This is a genomic window from Pseudomonas sp. A25(2017) (genome assembly GCF_002001065.1).
GTDB lineage: Bacteria > Pseudomonadota > Gammaproteobacteria > Pseudomonadales > Pseudomonadaceae > Aquipseudomonas > Aquipseudomonas kilonensis.
In genome coordinates this window covers 32213-48837 of sequence record NZ_MUOA01000060.1, presented here as the reverse complement: position 1 = coordinate 48837, position 16625 = coordinate 32213, and the positions used below count along the sequence as shown (strand labels likewise).

The following is a 16625-nucleotide window of genomic DNA, read 5'->3' as shown; positions in this document are numbered from 1 at the left end:
CCGCGTTGTCGTTATGACAACCAACCGACAGGGCGGTCATCGAATATGCCTATCGGGAAAGTTCGCATGCCATTACTACCATTCCAATTTCAACCCGGTCAGTTTTGAAAGGGATTTCACCGATTTCTTGGAAACCGAAACCTTCATAGAATCGCCGCGCATTTGAGTTGGTCTTGAGTACGTCAAGCCACAGCAAGCGTTCTCCGCGCTCTATCGCTCGGCGGCAAATGAAGTACAGGAGTTGTTTCCCATATCCTCGTCCTGCTTCGGACTTAAGAAAGTAGATTTTTTGAAGCTCCGCGCCCAATTCGCCAGTTAAAGGCGCAGGCGTTGACCAGTTAACTTTGGAAAAGCCTACGACCCTACCGCTTTCGTCAGAGGCTATAAGCCACAAATGGCAAGCGGGGGATTCGAGTGATTTGCCGAGCGAGGTAGGAGAAAAGTCTTGATTAAGGAAGACCTGCATGCCAGAGGGAGACCAGATGTCCGAAAAGTGCTCTTGGTAGGTCTCACAGCCGATTTCACGTAGGACATCTAGGTCGGCTGTAGTTGCTTCACGAATATTAATCACATTTCTCACCAGATTATTTGTTCAATGACCATCGCGATTGCGCTGCAGCCACTCATCGACGACTTCTCCGAGCGTTTTAGGGACGCCATCACGTATCCAGGCCATAAAGCCTCGGTCAAATTTAAACTTCGCGCCGCAGTGCTCCAGCATGAATCTGCGGACATTCTGTGTGTTTCGGTAATGCTTGCAAACGCTCGTATCTCTTGTGAGCGGCTCACTGTGCCAATTAAAACTCATGGGGCGGGCTCCATGCTGGGTGGTCTGATTTATCAATTCATGGCATGGGAGGCTTGGCGTCTTGCAAGCGGTATCCACACGTCCACGTAACCCTTCCCTCGGGAGGGTTCGAAATCAGGACTGTACTCTTCGAACTCAGGCGCGTCGGCAAGCTCGTATTCGGATTCAGGCAACCAGTGAGTGAAAATGGTGAAGAACGTCTGATGGATCGTCGAGATATGGCCTTGGTGTCGAAACACGGCATAGTTTTGCTGCGGCACCCTGAAATACCGAAAAGCCGGAGCAAGACCGTCGACGCAGGACACCTCGGTGCCGGCGATGTACTCAAAACTGCCATCCGGTTCAGGATTACAGCACAGGCCATAGCTCCCGTTGTTGACCTGATTGGGTACCTGTCCCAGGTAGGGGGAGAACGCTTGCCACAAACCGACGATGCCTTCGTTCTTATCGAAGGTAAAGCGATCCCCCAGGCCCGCGATGACAAACTCTGCTCTAGTTTCAAAGCGAGGTTCAGAGAGTGTTATGAGCTTCCTTTCTTTCATACGTAAAGGCTCCACCAGCGAGAGATGTTCATCCTCGTGCCCACGCACCTGCTTCGGCGTGAACCCAAACAGATCGCAGAAGGCGCGTGTAAAGGCTTCATGGGAGCCGTAGCCAGCATCCAGCGCTACTTGCAGGATATCCGGCGCACCTCGACGCAAGGTCAATGCCGCTTGGCTCAAACGCCGTGCGCGGATGTAACGCATCACCGACCAGCCCGTCGACAGCGCAAACAAACGGGCCAAGGCAAAGGGAGACATGTTGCAATGGCGCGCGACACGTCCCAGATCGAGTTGGGATCCCAGCTCCAGCTCGATATACCACAGGGCCCTTTCGATACTCAGCATGACGAATCTCCATGAGTGCTGAAGCAACGTTATCAAATGGAGGGGGACAGGATTTGATCGTTCTTGCGGTTTCTGCTTTAGACTCCTTTCTGAAACCGCCGATTACCCCATCCGCACCGTGACCCAAGTCTTGAAAAATATTAGTCGCCAAATTTCTTGGCTAGTGGCAAATTGACGCCATTCGTTTTGTGAGGTTTGAGGTAGACGGTCTTTTTACTGAAAAAAATGTGGATTGCTTTCTGTTTTGGTGCTCGCGTTAAATAAAATCAAAGGATGGAAAAATAATGAAGTTTTCTTTGTTGGGTGGTATCTGGCTTCTATCATTCAGCGTGTTTTTTGCCGGGTGTGCATCTTCAGTTTCGTATCCGGCTCCAACTTACAGTTCTGAGCAGCTACCTTATCCCACGCCGGAATACAGGACTGAAGTTTTTGCGCCAGTGAAGGTCAGCTATGCAACAAATAGAAGAAAAGCGCCGGATGGCAGTCTATTACCTGAGTTGAATGTGTCCGGTGACCCCCTGTCTTATGGTCAGGAGACCGTTCTGATTCCTTTTAAACGGGATCTAGGAAGCTTTAAAGACTCACATAGCCCTGCATTTAAGATGTTAATGGACTTTGGGCTCGTGGATGAGCAGGATGATCCAATTATCACCTTGCTTAATGACAGCTCGCTAACGTTGACTGAGGCTGACTTCTTTAAGCAGTTCAAACCAGCGAAAGGTTTTAAAAGCGGTGATGTATTGCTTTTCGTACATGGCTTTAATGTGAAATTTGAAGACGCTGTGAAGCGTGCAGCTCAAGTTTCTTACGATATTAATCCTGATTTGCAACCGGTGGTGTTCAGCTGGCCTTCTATTGGGGATCCGTTAAAGTACAATCGCGATTTTGGTAGGGCGTTGGACTCCGTTGATGACTTCGAAAAATTCATGTTAAAGCTGGTGGCCTCTACGCAGGGAAAGAGAGTTCATGTCCTGGCTCATAGCATGGGGTCAAAAGTAGTCATTCCTGCACTGGCTAGACTCTATTCTACTCATCCAAAACTGTTTGATAAGAAACTGGGTAATATCATACTGGCTGCACCTGACTTTCCCAGGGAGACGTTTATTCTAAAATATAAGGCCGCGTTTAGTAAGTTTGGCCGTGCGACAATCTATATGTCGTCGGAGGATAAGGCGCTCAAAGCTTCCTCTAGCACCTATCTTGCTGATCGAGGAATGCTTGGCTTTAGTGGCCCTGAAGGATTTTTCTTTCCCGGAATTGACTCTGTTGATATAACTCGTGCGGGAGGTGTTGATGTTCTTCTTGGGCATTCAAACTATGGTAGTTCGGCGCGTGTGCTAGTGGATATGCACGATATGATCGGAAGTAATTTGAGAGCTGACAAAAGAAAAGGTTTTATCATTGTGCCACCTTACAAGTATTTTTTTCTACAGCCGTAGTGGTTTTGGGGGGCTGGGAAGCGTGGGCAGAAACTCGCAGAGTCTAAACCACTAGCTAACAACGTACCCTAGGCTGCAAGCGTCCCGATTCGTCGGGACGTAGGCAGAACTCATTCAACCAATACTCCGCCCCAACAACCACTCACTAAACCCCCGCACCGCCGGCTGCCGCTCCCGCCCCGGTACACACACCAACGTATACCGCGCACCCGCCAAGCGAACCTCAGGGCGATAATCAACCAGCTCCCCACGCGCAACAGCCTCAGCAACCAGTACATTGCTGGCGAGTACCAGCCCGTGCCCGGCGATCGCCGCCTGCAGGGCATGTTGTTCCTCGTCATAACGCCGAAAACGCGCGTTCTCCAGCCAGCCCAGGGTCTCGGCCTTGGCGCACCATGCAGGCCAGTCGACCGCCACTTTTGCACTGCTCAGCCATGGCACGTCGATCAGTTCGACGGGCGAGCCCGTTGCGGGCGGTTGCCAGCCGGGGCGGCAATAAACGCCAAAGTACTCGTCCAGTAAAGGCTGTTCGAACAGCTGTGGGTCAGGCGTGAAGAGGGCGCGGATCGCCAGGTCGATGCTGGCGTCACGCTGCAGGTCGACCACGTCGTTGCTGGTATGCAGCCTGACGTCGATATCCGGGTATAACCGATGAAAGTCCCCGAGCCGCGGTATCAGCCACAGGCTGGCGAATGCCGGCGTCGTGCTCACCACCAGCGATTGTGCAGCACAAGGCGGTGACAGCACCTGCAGACCCTGTTGGATATCAAGCAGGGCACGGTGCATGAAAGGCTGAAGGCGCTCGCCGTCGGCGCTCAGGCGCACGCTTTGGCTGGAGCGTTCGAACAGCCGCACGCCAAGGAAGGCTTCAAGGCTTTTGACCTGATGGGAGATCGCCGCCGGGCTGACATTCAGTTCCTGGGCCGCTGCCTTGAAGCTGCCCAGCCGTGCAGCGGACTCGAAGCCGCGCAAGGCGGTGAGGGGCAGTTTGGCGAACATGGGGGGAGGTTACTCAGGTTGAGCGTGGCTCAATTTAGCTCAATTGTGCGCGGTGGCTCAACTTGCCAGGCTGTGGTTTTCCAACCCCGCGAAGGAGTCCACCGATGCAAGGCACGCCCCGTAAAATCCTTCAGGCCATCCTCTACGAAGCCGGCGGTGTGCTGTTCGTGGCACCGGCGCTGGCGCTGACCTACGGCCAGGGTATGGGCTATTCAACCCTGCTGTCGCTGGTGATTTCCGCTGTCGCGCTGGCTTGGAACATGCTTTTCAATGGCCTGTTCGAGTGGTGGGAACGTCGCCAGCGCAGCCGCCATCGTAACTGGCTGCGACGACTGCTCCACTCCCTGGGATTTGAAGGCGGCTTGACGCTGATCCTGACTCCGGTGATTGGCGCGTGGCTGGGCATCAGCCTGTGGCTGGCGCTGGTGACCAACCTGGGGTTGTTCGTGTTTTTCTTTTTTTACGCGCTGGTTTTTCAATGGTGGTTTGATCGAGTGTTTGATGTTCCGCTTTCGGCGCAGGCCGATCAGGGGGCTGCCTCTAGCACCCGCTGAGTCATTGGCATGAACATGTACGGGCGGAACGTTAACGGGAATCCAGGTTGGCACCTGCCTGGCTGTCCCTTATTGTCTTTCGAGTCGCTAATAGCACCAGCCATAAAAAAGAGAGCAGCCATATATAGAATCCGTAGCTGTAGCCCGTGACAGTCACGCGTCCGTCTCCATCATTCCACATGTTTGTATACAGGTACGACGACAGACCGAGGAGTGTGGCGCACAAGGCGCTGATCAGACGTCGTCTCGCCCTCTTGTCTGAGAAAAATGCCACGATGAAGAATAGATTGGCCAGCCAAGCGGCACTGCCATGCAATAGTGCTAGAAATCCGAAGCAGAGCGCTTCGTAGCCGTAGGTGACGCTCTCAAATTCCCATACTTCATTTCGAGTGTTGATGGCTGGCAGCATGAGGCTGACGGCAAAAAGGGCCAAGCTTAAGTCTCGAGCTTCTAATCGAAATGGGTGGAATTTCATCAGCTCTCCCTGCTGTAGAAAAGTCATCGTCCGACAAAGGCTACACCAAGAACGCCATTGCTCACATTTGAGCTAGGGGCAGCTCACCAGATGAGCCTTTCCTGGCCGAAAGTCGTTACAATTCGGCTCGACGCGGGGTATTCGCAACGCGCTGCATTTCAGTTGAATAAGGAAGTCCTACGTGAAACGGAGTTTCTCCCTGGCTCTTGTCGTCCTGGCTATAACGCTAGGTGGCTGCGCCGCCAACAAGTCGGCCAACGACCCATCCTTGGTGGGTTCATGGAAAGGCCTGCGGGCAGAAAACGGCAAATGCCAGTTCCTCTCCTGGAAAAATGACTTCAAGCCCGACGGTCGTTTCACCATCACCTTTTTCCGGGATGCCCAGCAGACTCAGCCGATTCAAACCGAACATGGCACCTGGTCCGCTGCCAATGGCAAGAATGAATTGAGAACCGATGGCGTGCGTATGCCAGATGTCTACACGTACAAGTTGATCGATGTCGACACGGTGCGTTACGTAAGTTTGGCGTCAGACCCTTCCGGCGATTGTCAGGAAGATTATGACTTCATTGAGCGCCGCATTCGCGGTTGAACCCATTTGGGGCGCCTCGTTTAAATCAGCATTCTAGAGGGATCTCTTATGCACTCATTTTTCGCCAAGACTTTTGGCGGTCTTACGACCAGCTACTACATCCGCCAGTTTCTTTTTGGGTTGGTGTTCACCGTGATGATCATCTCCCTGGCGGCCAACAGCCCCGCAGGAATCGGTGCGAAGCCTGGGTTGATCGTGTTGGCGATCATCAACACGTTGCTTTATCCGTATTCTCGGTTCGTCTACGAAAGCGTTGTCGGCTACATCATGGGCAACAATTTTTTTTTCGTGAATGCACTGTTCATGCTGATGGTGAAGGCTTTCACCATGGCCATGTGCTGGTCGTTCGCGATTTTCGTAGCGCCGGTGGGGTTGGCTTACCTGTTCTGGCGCAACAGCCGTTCGGTCGTTGAATAGGTCAATAGCTCAACGCGTTTGCAGTTGAAAACTGGTGTGGGTAGGGCAAACGTGAACCGACCATGATTATGGGTAAATTCATAATCACGGTCGGTGCCCTGTTTCCCTAAGGGCTCGACACCTTTCACAGGGCTTGGATCGCGACTGTAGATAAAACTATGCAAAGGTTGTCATTCTTCGTCAGAGTGTTGTTTGCATGTTGCCTTCTTGTCGCCACGGCTAATCACATCTGTGCAGATGCTTTACATGGTTTGCTCTGGGACTACGGATACGGACCTAGCGCTTATTTGGCGAGCCGTATTTTTTGGGGAGCACTTACATTTTTTGACCCGCTCGCTGCTCTGCTCCTGTTTCTCAAGCCAAGAGCCGGAATCGTGCTTACGGCTGCGATCATCTTGGTCGACGTAGCTCACAACACTTTATACGTCGCCTTGAAGCAGCAGTGGCTGGAGCCGTTCTACCTGTCCCAGGTGGCGTTCCTTATCTTTGTATTCCTGCTGTCCCCCATCGCTTGGCGCGGCTTTATTCCAGACGCTGTAATCACCAGTCCAGCTTGAACGTAATTCACTCGCCCGCTGCGTCGTCGGGCGCGCGAGAACCTCCTTCAGGTACGCATACGGTTCGTGACCATTCAGTCGTCCATGCAGACTGGATCAAACTCATGGCCGCTGCCCATCTCCCGCAGTAAGCACCCAGCGAGGCACCTCCCTGATGTGCATCAGGGGCGGTGTCCTTTACGGCTTGCTAAATTATTCGAGGTGGTAATCCAACCAGAGATGGTGCGTTCCGTCGGTGTCAATCGTGATCCCTCCTGACCCGGATATTCCTTCCAAACCATCCGTACCACTGCCTCCAACTATGCAGAAAAACTCGTCTGCACGATCAGTTCCGGTAGTGGAGGCGGAATGAATAAAGTTAAAGGAACCCTCTACGCCATTCACCGTGCCCTTGAAGCTCTCCAGTGCGATGTAGCTGCCCCTTCTTGACGCTTGGTCGAACGCTGCAGTAAAGGATGTCGAAGAAATACCATCGATAGCTCCCGTATAGGACTTTTCCATGAAGCTGATCGACACGGGTAAGCCTGTTGCAATGTTGGGCGTGGGCGTCAGGTCAGTGGGTTTGAAATTCTTGGTGGAAAAAGTCGCTCGCGCTTCCATTCGGATCAGTCCTGTTCCATATGAGTTGAGCGGTCATTCTAATGCAAGGGCACCCTCACGTTGAGAGCGTCAGGCAGAGAGCCAGTTCTGTGGTAGCAGCTTCCCGGCCTTCATGAACAACGTGACATTGCGCCTGGTTGTTGCTGATCGTCAGTCACCACCGGGCGCCGGTGCTAGAAGAACTCATCCAGAAGCCGATAGAAATAAATTCGATCCTGATCGGCTTCGAGCACTGCATATCGCCGCAGAAACGGCGCGACCCATTGTTCGCCCAACTCCTCGGCAATGTCCCGAGTTGCCAGTGCCAGGTCCTGATATCGATCCGCGACGCCCAGCCGACCGCAATCAATGAAACCCGTAAAACGACCGTTATCGACGATGATATTGGGCATGCACGCGTCGCCGTGGGTCACGACGAGATCTTGTTCGGCTGGTTGACGGTTTAGCAATTTTTCAAAGAGTAAGGCGGGGGCGAGTCCCTGGTGTTCTTCGTCCAATTCCTCCTGATCGACAAGCCCGGCTTCCATTCGGGCTCGGGCTTTGGCAATGCGATGGCGGGCGCTATGGTCGAAGGGGCAATCGGCCGGGTCGAGTTGATGGAGTTGGCGCAGGGCGTCGGCCATGACGTTGACCTTGGCCGCCTCGTCGATGGGGGCCGACAGCAGGTCCACCCCCGGCACGGCGCTTAACAACAGCCAGTCCCGATCTGTTTCGTGGGCTTCATCAAGGACATGGGCGCAAGGGGTGCCGGTAGAGGCCAGCCAACGCAGCCTTGCCGCTTCGTCGCGTAGTTCGCTTAACACTCCGGCAGGTTCCGTCTTGACGAACAGGGCGGGTGAGCCGGGAGCATCCAGGCGAAAGACCGCGGCATCCGAACAGCCGACGGCCATTGGGCGCCAGCTGTGATGTTTGAAGCGCTCCCGCCAGCCGCTCGGCAGTTTCGCGATCATCTCTTCGTGTAACGGGGTTGCGGTTGATTCGTCCTGGGTGTTCACCACTGCTCCTTGGAGAGTCTGGATCGACCGTTATGAAACCACACATGGGTCCGCCGGGGCAGGGTGTCATTGGTCGGCGACTCGTCTAGACCGGGGGTTTATGCTGGGCTCAGGGTTGCCACACAGATTGTTGGCGACTACCCTGAAAATGTTTGGATTGTTACGAGAAATTTCAAGCGTGGCGATTTTTGGTCAACCCACTTAAGGATGAGGTGAACACAATGTTTTCTCATGAAGGTGCTGCAATAGAGGTATTGCTCTTCATTTTTGGCTTTGCCGGGTTTGCCATGGCACTGTGGTTTGTTCATGCCTATTTTGAGCGGAAGGCTGAAAGTAGTGTAAAAAAACAACATTCAGGTCGTTGAGGCAGTTGAGCTTCGGCTGATGTTTCTTCGTAGACGTCTGCCGAACCTGCCTTCCTGATGGCCACGCTCAGGGTGATGGAGTCCATCTATTGAGATGCACTCTCCCGTGGGGCAAACTCCTGTCGCTTCATTGGCCGATAACAGGAGTTTACGGATGCCATTTCCACTGATGGAACAGAATGCCTTGTTGGCCCTAAAAGGCGTAGGGCCGGCCGTTATCGCTCGCCTTGAGCAGATGGGCATTGATTCGCTCGCGGTGCTCGGCAAAGCGAATGTTTGTGACATCCTGGCTCAGGCATCGGCTGCAGTGGGTTCGACTTGTTGGAAGAATAGCCCCCAGGCTCGGGCTGCCATTAACTCGGCCATTGAGTTTGCAAAGATCTCTCAGTTGAGCGCACCAGGTGCGTAAAGCTGATCGCTTATTTCAATTGGTGAATCTGATTCGTGTCCATCAGCCAATCTCTGCTGAACGACTGGCGAACCGAATTGGCGTTTCCGTTCGCTCGATCTATCGATACATCGATGACCTTTCCTTCAGTGGAATCCCAATCTATGGGACCGCCGGTGTGGGATATGCCTTGGATGCCGACTTCGAGATGCCGCCTTTAACGTTGAACAGGCTCGAGCTGGATGCGTTGATGCTCGGTATGGAAATGCTTTCAGCCTCCGCCGATAACGATCTGAGTGCTGCTGCAAGGATGTTGTTGAGCAAAATCTCAGCGTCTCTGGTCCATCACAAGGTTGACCCCAGCACGGCAAAAATCAGGGCACTTGGAACAACACCTTCCTCCACGCGCGGTCATCTGGCAACGCTTCGAAATGCCATCGAAAACACTCAGACACTGAAAATAACGTATACCCGTTTGGACGGTGCGGTTTCGCAACGCCTCATTTGCCCCCTTGGCCTTTTCTACTGGGGAGGAAAGTGGACAGTTGGAAGCTGGTGTTGCACCAGGGTGGCTTACCGCGATTTTCGGGTCGATCGCATCACCTCCATCGCTGTTGCCCAACAACCGCCACCCGACAATCCTGCCCTGGACCTCCAAGCGTATATGAAGCACCAGGCAAGTCAGTGGAAAGCGATCATCGCTACTGACACTACGCTGTCAGTATGAGCCACTAATAATGGGGACTCCTTAACACGCGGAAGGTCATTCCTATGCAGCACTCGTCTCATGTACTCGAACTTGCCATTTTCAAGGTCAAACAGGAATGCGTTGCGCAAATGCCTGGGCTCCGCGCAGGGCTTCGTGAAACGTTAAAGACCTTTCCTGGTTTGATCGAGTACCGTGCCTACTGCCCTATGGACGACGATCGAGTCTTCGTGGATTTAGCCGTGTGGGACAGTCTTGAGAACGCACAAAAAGCGGCAAAGGCGTTCAACGATGGAGATCCGAGATTCTCTGGGTATATGTACGCCATTGAAAACCTGACGTTCATGAGTCACCTCGTTCCAGAGATGAGTTGACCCTCGACGGACTGCCAGAGCGGGGTTCATGGAAAGGCCTACGGGCAGAAAACGGCAAATGCCAGTTCCTCTCCTGGAAAAATGACTTCAAGCCCGACGGTCGTTTCACCATCACCTTTTTCCGGGATGCCCAGCAGACTCAGCCGATTCAAACCGAACATGGCACCTGGTCCGCTGCCAATGGCAAGAATGAATTGAGAACCGATGGCGTGCGTATGCCAGATGTCTACACGTACAAGTTGACCGATGTCGACACGGTGCGTTACGTAAGTTTGGCGTCAGACCCTTCCGGCGATTGTCAGGAAGATTATGACTTCATTGAGCGCCGCATTCGCGGTTGAACCCATTTGGGGCGCCTCGTTTAAATCAGCATTCTAGAGGGATCTCTTATGCACTCATTTTTCGCCAAGACTTTTGGCGGTCTTGCGACCAGCGACTAGATCCGCCAGTTTCTTTTTGGGCTGGTGTTCACCGTGATGATCAGCAACTGAAAATTGGTGAGAGTAGTCGATGCCTTGGATGCTTTAGGCAGGGCACTCGATAGAATCAGGATTGGGGAGGGCCGCAGGCATTTACTCAGTTTCTAGTGGTCTGTGCCCAGTTTTTCCCAGATGCCTGGCTGTGGAGAGGGGTAGAGGGTGGATTGGACAGACTCATGGCAAAACAGTAGCTTTTAATCCCAACTCAAAAACTCCACCATCAGGGATGGCTATGTCGCTCAGACTTGTTTCGCTAATGGCAGCCGTCTCCCCGTTGCTTGTGGGCTGTATCTTTCTGCCCATGGGAGCAGAGGAAAAGGCGAAGTATGCCGAATATCATCGTGCTACCGAGTCTCCTGCGACCTATGAGGCGATGGACTGCAATACGTTGTTGATTACTCGGGACAGCTATGACCAGTACCCCACGCCTCGAACAGAAAAAATCAGGCAAGTGATTCATCAAGTGGTCGCTCAGCGAGACTGCTCCCGCAGCAGCGCAACCCAGCCAAGCATCGCCGCCAGTCCTGCTCCCACTGCGACGGCCGCGCCTGCCCCGATACCTGCCAAAAGCATTGCCGCTCCCGTGCCCGTTGCGGCTGGACATCTAGGGGCGCATCTCGGCGTGGTCACACCTGCTGTTGTAAAAAGCTTCGGTTTGCCTTCCGAGAAAGGGGTGCTGGTGTTTGGCCCGGAAGCAGGTGCCGATACCGCGAAAATGGGGCTCTTGGCGGGGGATATCATTTTGGAGATCGCCGGTGCGGCGGTGAACAGTCCTTCCGAGGTCACAGCCATCATCGGTCGCATGACGCCAAGTGACAGTGCCTTGATAAAGGTCTGGCGTTACCGGGCCGTGACTGACGTTCGGGTCGTTGTTTCTGACGGGAGTACGGCGCACTGATGCAAGACATGTAACTTATGTCGCCCGTTTCACAGGGCTTGGAGTAGAGTGCGGATCGCTCTTTTTCCGGCCCGTATTCGTGAGTGATCGCATGAAATTGTTCCTAGGCATATTGGCCGTTGTGCTGCTGGCAGGTTGTTCGACGCTCTCTGAAACCTTCGATGATCGTCCACGTTGTGGTCCCCATCCGTATTGCGGGTCCTCCACCGATATTGAAGTGATCAAGGCCGCAACGGATGAAAACGCCGGAGTGCTTCGTGCCTTGGTGCCATTGGCATTGATTGACCTGCCGTTCAGCTTAGTCGCCGATACGCTAATACTGCCGTATACCGTGTTTGCTGAAGAACCGACTCGGAACTAATCGGACCCGCCCGAAGACTTCGCAGGTCCGTAGGCTGGGTTATCCAAATTCCCACGACTCAGAAACAACAAGCCCGCACACTCATGATGAGCTGCGGGCTCTTGATGACCCAAGCCTACAATCAGAGACGCATGCCTTTGAACGGGTTCCAGCCTTGCTCGCCTTTCACTTCCTTGAGGTAGTAGGCGTAGTTGGTCATGAGCGCGTACATCATCGACAGAGCGATGCTCAGGCCTGTACTCAACGGCCGGGGAAACTCCATGCCGATGATTGCGAAAATTACGCTCAATGCGATATTGATCGCCAGGAAAATACCCAGCAGGGCAAGGTTCTTCTTCCAGAGGCCGAGGACGAACAGGTAGATAGGGCCGAAGAAAAACGCGATCACGTTGGCGTTGATGAGGATTTTCTTCTTGGCGCCAGGCAGCGTCTTGACGGCTTCCTTGTAGCGCGGGTCGTTTGGCGCGCCATAGGTTTCAAAGAAATCAAAGCGTTCCTGCCACTTGGCGCTGTATTTACCCGTGCTTTGTACTTGTTCAGTTGTGCTCATTTTTAACGTTCCTGTTTTCCATAAGTAATTTTTCTTTCTTCCAAGAAATCCTGTGCTCTGTTTCTAGCGCATTGATTGCTTTGATCTTTGACGAAGGGCTCAAGTGAGTCGCCTGAGGTGCTTATTTTGCCGTTTTATGGCCGTTGGTGTGGAACATTCCGCACTGGCCGCTGGAGCGGTCGCTTGGTCTGTGACGTGCTTCACTCTATTTGTCTTTCAAGAGCGCTCACGACATTCCATCTATGCTGTGGTGGCAATTTGATGCTATTTCGGGTTGAATGACGCCGTTTTGAATAGGGAAATGGGGAAAGGTACGCGTTTGGCGCGGGCTTTACGACTGTTTACCTTTGCAGGTGAGTGGTTGACTTTTATTCAGGGAGTGAAGTGTTGTGTATAAAACCACGGTTGTTGTGTCGAGTCTGACTGAGTACATCGACGCAGTTAAGAAACTCAATAAAGAATCCGGTACGGTCCACGGCTCGGTTTATCGAGGCCAAGGCAACGCGAACTGGGGATTAATGACTTCTCTGGCCCGCAGCCCCAAAACCAGATCAGGGGATTTGATCTCCAGGGCTACCAAGGCCTTCAGAAAATTCAACGCCGAACGTCACGCCTATCATCAACTGTCCTCCCACAATGATTGGGATGTGCTCGCGCTTGCGCAGCACTACGGTATGCCCACTCGCTTACTGGATTGGTCGTTGTCGCCCTTGGTTGCGCTTTTTTTCGCACTGGACGGCGTGAGGTACAAACGGATTTCTCTGATCGAAAGTGCTGGCTTGATGGCTGATTACAATGAAAACGATACGATTCCTGTCGATATGGATAACAGGGTTGGCGTCGTTGAAAATGACGCGGCGGTGTATGTGGTGACACCTCGCGGACAAGGAGGTGACCACGCGTGGGTGGAAACCAACGCCTTGCCGGAAGACGTTTTTTCGAACGTCCCCGATGCTCGTGAGGACGGCTTCTGTTTTTACACACCGAACTATATGAATGACCGGCTCAGGTCTCAAAGCGGGTTGTTTAGCATCGGCTATGAGGTAGAGGACAGTTTTCCAGCGTCTGAGGCGCACCAAATCATCATAAAAAAACAGAGCGTGGCAACGCTGTTTTCCGAGCTGTTGCTGATGAACGTCGGTTCAAAGCTGGTTTATGGCGATCTGGAAGGGTTGTGCAAGGATTTGACGTTCTCCTGTTTTGGCGGTTTTGCCACGCGCAATCTCTAAGGCTCGGCGGGTTGAGTTGCCCTTTGATCCGCCAAAAAGTTTTCGACACAGAGATTCAGCCCCATACTCTCGGTTTTTGCACCGCAGATACCCAGAAGAGGCCCAGTTTTGTCGAATGTTGAACCCCACCTGCACGCGCTGACGTTGAATCACATCTACGACGGTTTCAAACAGCTGATCCCCATCTCTCTTTTCGTCGTCGTGTTCGGCGTTGCTTTCGGCCTGGCGGCTGCGCAAACGGGCTTGAGTGATACGTCTGCCGTGCTCATGAGCACGCTGGTCTTTGCCGGCGCTTCTCAATTTGCCGCGCTGGATCTGTGGGGGCAGCAAGTGCCGGTCGTTCCGCTGATGATCACCGTCTTCGCCATCAACGCCCGGCACTTGTTGATGGGCGCGACGCTTTACCCGTGGCTGCGGGAGCTGCCCGTTGCCAAACGCTACGGTGTCATGCTGGTTGTTTCGGACGCGAACTGGGCCATGGCGATGCAGGCGTTCAGTCGGGGCAAGCCGGGGCTCGGGCTTTTATTCGGCGGCGGCATTGCACTCTGGGTCGCGTGGATCCTGGGCAGTTGGCTGGGGCTTCATTTTGGCAGCGCCATTGAGAACCCGGTCAGTTTCGGGCTCGATATGGTGATGGGCTGTTTCTTGTTGGCGATGGTCGTGGGCGGGAAGAAAAACCTGCGCATGTTCATCATCTGGACCGTGGCGGCCTGCTCATCGCTGTTGGCCTACTGGTACTTGCCGGCGAACAGTCATGTCGTGGTCGGCGCTTTGGCGGGGGGCATTCTGGGCGCGCTGTGGATGGAGAAAAAACAATGAGCATTGAAACGGCGGGTTACGGCACCCTGGTTGTCATATTGATAATGGCCGCGGTGACATTGGCGACTCGGTGGGGCGGTGTTTTCGTGATGTCGTTCGTGCCGATCAACTATCGGGTGCAGCAGTTCATCACGGCCATGTCCGGTTCGGTGTTGGTGGCGGTGTTGGCTCCACTGGCGGTTAAAGGTGACAACGGCGCACGCCTGGCTTTGCTGGCCACGGCAATCGTCATGCTGACACTGAAAAAACCGTTGCCGGCAATTGCGGCCGGCATACTTGCAGCGGCTTTAGCCAGGCAGTTCTGAAAGGTCGAGTCGCCCGCGAACAAGCGAGCGACGAAACCCCATCAATACCCAGGTCAAAAACTCAGCGCCGCCGCTTCCCCAAACGAGTGATCCTGTACCCCTGCCATAAAGTGCAGCGACATCTCCTGTGGTGCCTCGATGGGTGGAATTTCAAAACTCCCCACCACCTGACCCTGAAGCGCACTCAGCCGCATCGACTCTTCTTCCTTTAACTTTGCCATTCTCGCGTGATTCGCTGCGATTTCGTTGAGAGTTGACACGGTACATCTCCGTTTGCTGACCAAGCATTGATTAATTTGCCGCCGCGTCAGAATTACGTCGTTCTTGGCTGCTGAGACAGGCCAGTGCAAACCCTGAGCCAGACGTGGCCGCTTGTTGGCCCCGACACTCGACAGGTGACGAATGGCGGGGCAGACGTGTATTGACGCCGGCAACGTTGCAACCATGCCTCAACAATAAGTCACTGATAATACAAACCGCTCCCCGGCAGGGTCAGTCGGTCTCGGCGCTGTAGGCGCTTGACCGGTGTGTCGAATGCCTGTGCACCACAACCACCCCGGCTCCGATCAGGCTGGTGGCAACCGCCAGCAGCACAATCACCTGTTGCATTCCAACCGGCGCCGCCAGCACCGCGATCAGCAGGCCCGCGAGCGGTTGCGACAGGTTGTTGAGCAGCGTGATGACGCCGACGGTCTTGCCGAAGTCCTGGGGCGGAATCACTTGCTGGCGGAGGGTGCGGAAGTAGACGTTGAACATTTTGTCGAAACCGACAATTAGCAAGAAACCGACGACGTAGCCCCCTGTGTTCGGGCTGAGCGCGGTGATGAAGGCGCCGACGGTAATCAGCGTGTAGGAGAGGGCGCCCAGTAGCTTCAAGGGCAAGGCCACCCGGGCCAGGAGAAACAGGATGAGGATGGTGGTCACGGCACCGGCGGCCTGCAAGCCTGCGTAGTCATCCTTGCCTGCGCCGTAATGGCCGATGACCATGGCCGCTGAGGTGGCGAGGGTGACGCCGATGATCAGGTTGACGCCCACCGCCAGGCTGATGATCTTTTTCAGTTCCGCCAGGTTGCGAATGTGGCCGAAGGCAATGCGCAGTGGGCTCAGCCAGACGTCGTGATGTTGCTCGAAGGTTTCCAGGGTGACCGAACTGATGCGTTGCCAATACAGCATCGCCAGGTCCGCGAGCAGGAACAGCCCGGCAATCGCCAGCACCACCCAGTGCCACGCCCACACCTCAAGCAGCAGCGCAGCGATCAGCGGGCCCAGCACCAAGCCGGTCTGGTCGGCGATTTGCGAGTAGGACAGGGTCTTGGTGTAGGTGTAGTGCTTGAAGATGTACGGCATCACCACTTCGCGGGCCATGATGCCCTGGGTGGTCAGCACGCCGCACAGGGCCGAGAGCGCGACGATCCAATAGATCCCGCCGAAGACGCCATAAAGCACGACCGCCACCCCGCAGGCCACGGCGCGATAGACCTGGCTGATGTGCAGGATGCGAATCGGCGAGAACTTGTCGCACAGCGCGCCGCAGATGGGGAACGCCAGATAGCGTGGCAAGGATTCGACGAAGAAGGCCAGGCCTGCCCAGGAGACGCTGTTAGTGGTCTGGAAAACAATCAGCGGGACGATGAACAGCAAAATCTGGTCGGCCAACCGGGAAAGGAACATCGAGACGAAAAAAGCCAGGTAATCCTTGCGCATGAAACTCCTTGATTGCTGTGTTCAGGTGTATCCGGTCCAGGCAAGCGGCGCGCAGTGTGATATGGAACTAATATCACCGTTAGTCTCTATATCTTTACAGGGGGCACCCCTTTTTTGAGAGAAC

The 16625-nt window shown here is 54.2% G+C and carries 25 protein-coding genes and 1 pseudogene; 15 read left to right on the top strand and 11 right to left on the bottom strand.

All coding sequences use genetic code 11. The annotated features are described in order from the left end of the window. Window positions 1-49: 49 nt before the first annotated feature. The 3 genes from B0E42_RS12785 to B0E42_RS12775 are packed head-to-tail and all read right to left on the bottom strand — an operon-like array spanning window position 50 to window position 1695. Window positions 50-571, bottom strand: coding sequence for a GNAT family N-acetyltransferase (locus B0E42_RS12785; protein WP_077506529.1), 522 nt, complete (start codon window positions 569-571; stop codon window positions 50-52). Between the two features lie 21 nt (window positions 572-592). Next, a complete protein-coding gene (locus tag B0E42_RS12780; protein WP_018610875.1) occupies window positions 593-808 on the bottom strand; it encodes a DUF6434 domain-containing protein in 216 nt (71 codons plus the stop codon). A 32-nt stretch (window positions 809-840) separates the two neighbouring features. Next, window positions 841-1695, bottom strand: a complete 855-nt coding sequence (locus tag B0E42_RS12775) for an AraC family transcriptional regulator (protein ID WP_053180643.1) — start codon at window positions 1693-1695, stop codon at window positions 841-843. A gap of 284 nt (window positions 1696-1979) precedes the next feature. Here B0E42_RS12775 and B0E42_RS12770 point away from each other — a divergent pair, with 284 nt between their 5' ends. Beyond that, complete coding sequence (locus tag B0E42_RS12770; protein WP_253278555.1) at window positions 1980-3134, top strand: alpha/beta hydrolase; 1155 nt, start codon at window positions 1980-1982, stop codon at window positions 3132-3134. 114 nt (window positions 3135-3248) lie between these two features. On the opposite strand, the gene B0E42_RS12765 is transcribed toward B0E42_RS12770, so the two are convergent. Next, window positions 3249-4133, bottom strand: coding sequence for a LysR substrate-binding domain-containing protein (locus B0E42_RS12765; RefSeq protein ID WP_077506528.1), 885 nt, complete (start codon window positions 4131-4133; stop codon window positions 3249-3251). A gap of 104 nt (window positions 4134-4237) precedes the next feature. Between B0E42_RS12765 and B0E42_RS12760 the strand changes: the two genes are divergently transcribed. After that, window positions 4238-4687 carry a PACE efflux transporter gene (locus B0E42_RS12760; protein ID WP_053180634.1) on the top strand — a complete coding sequence of 150 codons (450 nt, stop codon included), beginning with the start codon at window positions 4238-4240 and terminating at the stop codon, window positions 4685-4687. A gap of 31 nt (window positions 4688-4718) precedes the next feature. On the opposite strand, the gene B0E42_RS12755 is transcribed toward B0E42_RS12760, so the two are convergent. Continuing rightward, on the bottom strand, window positions 4719-5162 hold the full coding sequence (locus B0E42_RS12755; RefSeq protein ID WP_077506527.1) for a hypothetical protein: 444 nt from the start codon (window positions 5160-5162) through the stop codon (window positions 4719-4721). A gap of 181 nt (window positions 5163-5343) precedes the next feature. Between B0E42_RS12755 and B0E42_RS12750 the strand changes: the two genes are divergently transcribed. The 3 genes from B0E42_RS12750 to B0E42_RS12740 all read left to right on the top strand — a co-directional run bounded on the left by B0E42_RS12750 (window position 5344) and on the right by B0E42_RS12740 (window position 6728). Further along, window positions 5344-5754, top strand: coding sequence for a hypothetical protein (locus B0E42_RS12750; protein ID WP_077506526.1), 411 nt, complete (start codon window positions 5344-5346; stop codon window positions 5752-5754). Window positions 5755-5802: 48 nt separating this feature from the next. Then, entirely contained in the window at window positions 5803-6171 is a 369-nt protein-coding gene (locus B0E42_RS12745; protein ID WP_077506525.1) for a hypothetical protein, read from the top strand. 158 nt (window positions 6172-6329) lie between these two features. Further along, on the top strand, window positions 6330-6728 hold the full coding sequence (locus B0E42_RS12740; protein WP_024619485.1) for a hypothetical protein: 399 nt from the start codon (window positions 6330-6332) through the stop codon (window positions 6726-6728). Window positions 6729-6731: 3 nt separating this feature from the next. On the opposite strand, the pseudogene B0E42_RS30150 reads toward B0E42_RS12740, so the two are convergent. The 3 genes and pseudogenes from B0E42_RS30150 to B0E42_RS12730 all read right to left on the bottom strand — a co-directional run. Then, window positions 6732-6849: pseudogene (locus tag B0E42_RS30150) on the bottom strand (transposase domain-containing protein); the annotation flags it as partial. Window positions 6850-6920: 71 nt separating this feature from the next. Then, entirely contained in the window at window positions 6921-7328 is a 408-nt protein-coding gene (locus tag B0E42_RS12735) for a DUF3224 domain-containing protein (RefSeq protein WP_077506524.1), read from the bottom strand. Between the two features lie 173 nt (window positions 7329-7501). Further along, window positions 7502-8278, bottom strand: coding sequence for an APH(3')-II family aminoglycoside O-phosphotransferase (locus B0E42_RS12730; protein WP_077506643.1), 777 nt, complete (start codon window positions 8276-8278; stop codon window positions 7502-7504). A gap of 266 nt (window positions 8279-8544) precedes the next feature. Here B0E42_RS12730 and B0E42_RS31115 point away from each other — a divergent pair, with 266 nt between their 5' ends. The 7 genes from B0E42_RS31115 to B0E42_RS12700 all read left to right on the top strand — a co-directional run bounded on the left by B0E42_RS31115 (window position 8545) and on the right by B0E42_RS12700 (window position 11894). Further along, complete coding sequence (locus tag B0E42_RS31115; protein WP_162843738.1) at window positions 8545-8688, top strand: hypothetical protein; 144 nt, start codon at window positions 8545-8547, stop codon at window positions 8686-8688. A 154-nt stretch (window positions 8689-8842) separates the two neighbouring features. After that, window positions 8843-9097 (top strand): Pathogenicity locus, encoded by a 255-nt coding sequence (locus B0E42_RS12725; RefSeq protein WP_077506523.1) that lies wholly within the window; start codon window positions 8843-8845, stop codon window positions 9095-9097. After that, window positions 9090-9803, top strand: coding sequence for a YafY family protein (locus B0E42_RS12720; RefSeq protein WP_018605232.1), 714 nt, complete (start codon window positions 9090-9092; stop codon window positions 9801-9803). Before B0E42_RS12725 ends, B0E42_RS12720 begins: the two co-directional genes overlap by 8 nt. A 44-nt stretch (window positions 9804-9847) precedes the next feature. Beyond that, window positions 9848-10156, top strand: a complete 309-nt coding sequence (locus B0E42_RS12715) for an antibiotic biosynthesis monooxygenase (RefSeq protein ID WP_018605234.1) — start codon at window positions 9848-9850, stop codon at window positions 10154-10156. Then, on the top strand, window positions 10153-10497 hold the full coding sequence (locus B0E42_RS12710; protein ID WP_235862417.1) for a hypothetical protein: 345 nt from the start codon (window positions 10153-10155) through the stop codon (window positions 10495-10497). The genes B0E42_RS12715 and B0E42_RS12710 overlap by 4 nt, the downstream gene beginning before the upstream one ends. Before the next feature lie 370 nt (window positions 10498-10867). Continuing rightward, window positions 10868-11533, top strand: coding sequence for a PDZ domain-containing protein (locus tag B0E42_RS12705; RefSeq protein ID WP_018610889.1), 666 nt, complete (start codon window positions 10868-10870; stop codon window positions 11531-11533). A gap of 91 nt (window positions 11534-11624) precedes the next feature. Then, window positions 11625-11894 (top strand): YceK/YidQ family lipoprotein, encoded by a 270-nt coding sequence (locus B0E42_RS12700; protein ID WP_024619490.1) that lies wholly within the window; start codon window positions 11625-11627, stop codon window positions 11892-11894. A 121-nt stretch (window positions 11895-12015) separates the two neighbouring features. Here the strand turns inward: B0E42_RS12700 and B0E42_RS12695 are convergent, their stop codons facing one another. Then, complete coding sequence (locus tag B0E42_RS12695) at window positions 12016-12444, bottom strand: DUF2628 domain-containing protein (RefSeq protein WP_018610893.1); 429 nt, start codon at window positions 12442-12444, stop codon at window positions 12016-12018. A gap of 389 nt (window positions 12445-12833) precedes the next feature. Between B0E42_RS12695 and B0E42_RS12690 the strand changes: the two genes are divergently transcribed. The 3 genes from B0E42_RS12690 (at window position 12834) to B0E42_RS12680 (ending at window position 14797) form a co-directional block, all read left to right on the top strand. Continuing rightward, window positions 12834-13673, top strand: coding sequence for an FRG domain-containing protein (locus tag B0E42_RS12690; protein WP_053180620.1), 840 nt, complete (start codon window positions 12834-12836; stop codon window positions 13671-13673). Between the two features lie 108 nt (window positions 13674-13781). Beyond that, entirely contained in the window at window positions 13782-14492 is a 711-nt protein-coding gene (locus B0E42_RS12685; protein WP_003203772.1) for an AzlC family ABC transporter permease, read from the top strand. Then, a complete protein-coding gene (locus tag B0E42_RS12680; RefSeq protein WP_024619494.1) occupies window positions 14489-14797 on the top strand; it encodes an AzlD family protein in 309 nt (102 codons plus the stop codon). The genes B0E42_RS12685 and B0E42_RS12680 overlap by 4 nt, the downstream gene beginning before the upstream one ends. Window positions 14798-14850: 53 nt before the next feature. On the opposite strand, the gene B0E42_RS12675 is transcribed toward B0E42_RS12680, so the two are convergent. Then, window positions 14851-15057, bottom strand: a complete 207-nt coding sequence (locus tag B0E42_RS12675; protein ID WP_018610898.1) for a hypothetical protein — start codon at window positions 15055-15057, stop codon at window positions 14851-14853. A gap of 232 nt (window positions 15058-15289) precedes the next feature. Next, the gene (locus B0E42_RS12670; protein WP_077506522.1) at window positions 15290-16501 is read right to left on the bottom strand and encodes an MFS transporter; all 1212 of its coding nucleotides are present in this window, start codon (window positions 16499-16501) and stop codon (window positions 15290-15292) included. Window positions 16502-16625: the final 124 nt, after the last annotated feature.

Coding starts and splice junctions, on each gene's coding strand:
- B0E42_RS12735 (WP_077506524.1), bottom strand. CDS start 7,328: ATGGAAGCGCGAGCGACTTTTTCCACCAAGAATTTCAAACCCACTGAC.
- B0E42_RS12700 (WP_024619490.1), top strand. CDS start 11,625: ATGAAATTGTTCCTAGGCATATTGGCCGTTGTGCTGCTGGCAGGTTGT.
- B0E42_RS12745 (WP_077506525.1), top strand. CDS start 5,803: ATGCACTCATTTTTCGCCAAGACTTTTGGCGGTCTTACGACCAGCTAC.
- B0E42_RS12760 (WP_053180634.1), top strand. CDS start 4,238: ATGCAAGGCACGCCCCGTAAAATCCTTCAGGCCATCCTCTACGAAGCC.
- B0E42_RS12780 (WP_018610875.1), bottom strand. CDS start 808: ATGAGTTTTAATTGGCACAGTGAGCCGCTCACAAGAGATACGAGCGTT.
- B0E42_RS31115 (WP_162843738.1), top strand. CDS start 8,545: ATGTTTTCTCATGAAGGTGCTGCAATAGAGGTATTGCTCTTCATTTTT.
- B0E42_RS12670 (WP_077506522.1), bottom strand. CDS start 16,501: ATGCGCAAGGATTACCTGGCTTTTTTCGTCTCGATGTTCCTTTCCCGG.
- B0E42_RS12765 (WP_077506528.1), bottom strand. CDS start 4,133: ATGTTCGCCAAACTGCCCCTCACCGCCTTGCGCGGCTTCGAGTCCGCT.
- B0E42_RS12730 (WP_077506643.1), bottom strand. CDS start 8,278: ATGATCGCGAAACTGCCGAGCGGCTGGCGGGAGCGCTTCAAACATCAC.
- B0E42_RS12705 (WP_018610889.1), top strand. CDS start 10,868: ATGTCGCTCAGACTTGTTTCGCTAATGGCAGCCGTCTCCCCGTTGCTT.
- B0E42_RS12695 (WP_018610893.1), bottom strand. CDS start 12,444: ATGAGCACAACTGAACAAGTACAAAGCACGGGTAAATACAGCGCCAAG.
- B0E42_RS12775 (WP_053180643.1), bottom strand. CDS start 1,695: ATGCTGAGTATCGAAAGGGCCCTGTGGTATATCGAGCTGGAGCTGGGA.
- B0E42_RS12680 (WP_024619494.1), top strand. CDS start 14,489: ATGAGCATTGAAACGGCGGGTTACGGCACCCTGGTTGTCATATTGATA.
- B0E42_RS12715 (WP_018605234.1), top strand. CDS start 9,848: ATGCAGCACTCGTCTCATGTACTCGAACTTGCCATTTTCAAGGTCAAA.
- B0E42_RS12740 (WP_024619485.1), top strand. CDS start 6,330: ATGCAAAGGTTGTCATTCTTCGTCAGAGTGTTGTTTGCATGTTGCCTT.
- B0E42_RS12725 (WP_077506523.1), top strand. CDS start 8,843: ATGCCATTTCCACTGATGGAACAGAATGCCTTGTTGGCCCTAAAAGGC.
- B0E42_RS12755 (WP_077506527.1), bottom strand. CDS start 5,162: ATGAAATTCCACCCATTTCGATTAGAAGCTCGAGACTTAAGCTTGGCC.
- B0E42_RS12770 (WP_253278555.1), top strand. CDS start 1,980: ATGAAGTTTTCTTTGTTGGGTGGTATCTGGCTTCTATCATTCAGCGTG.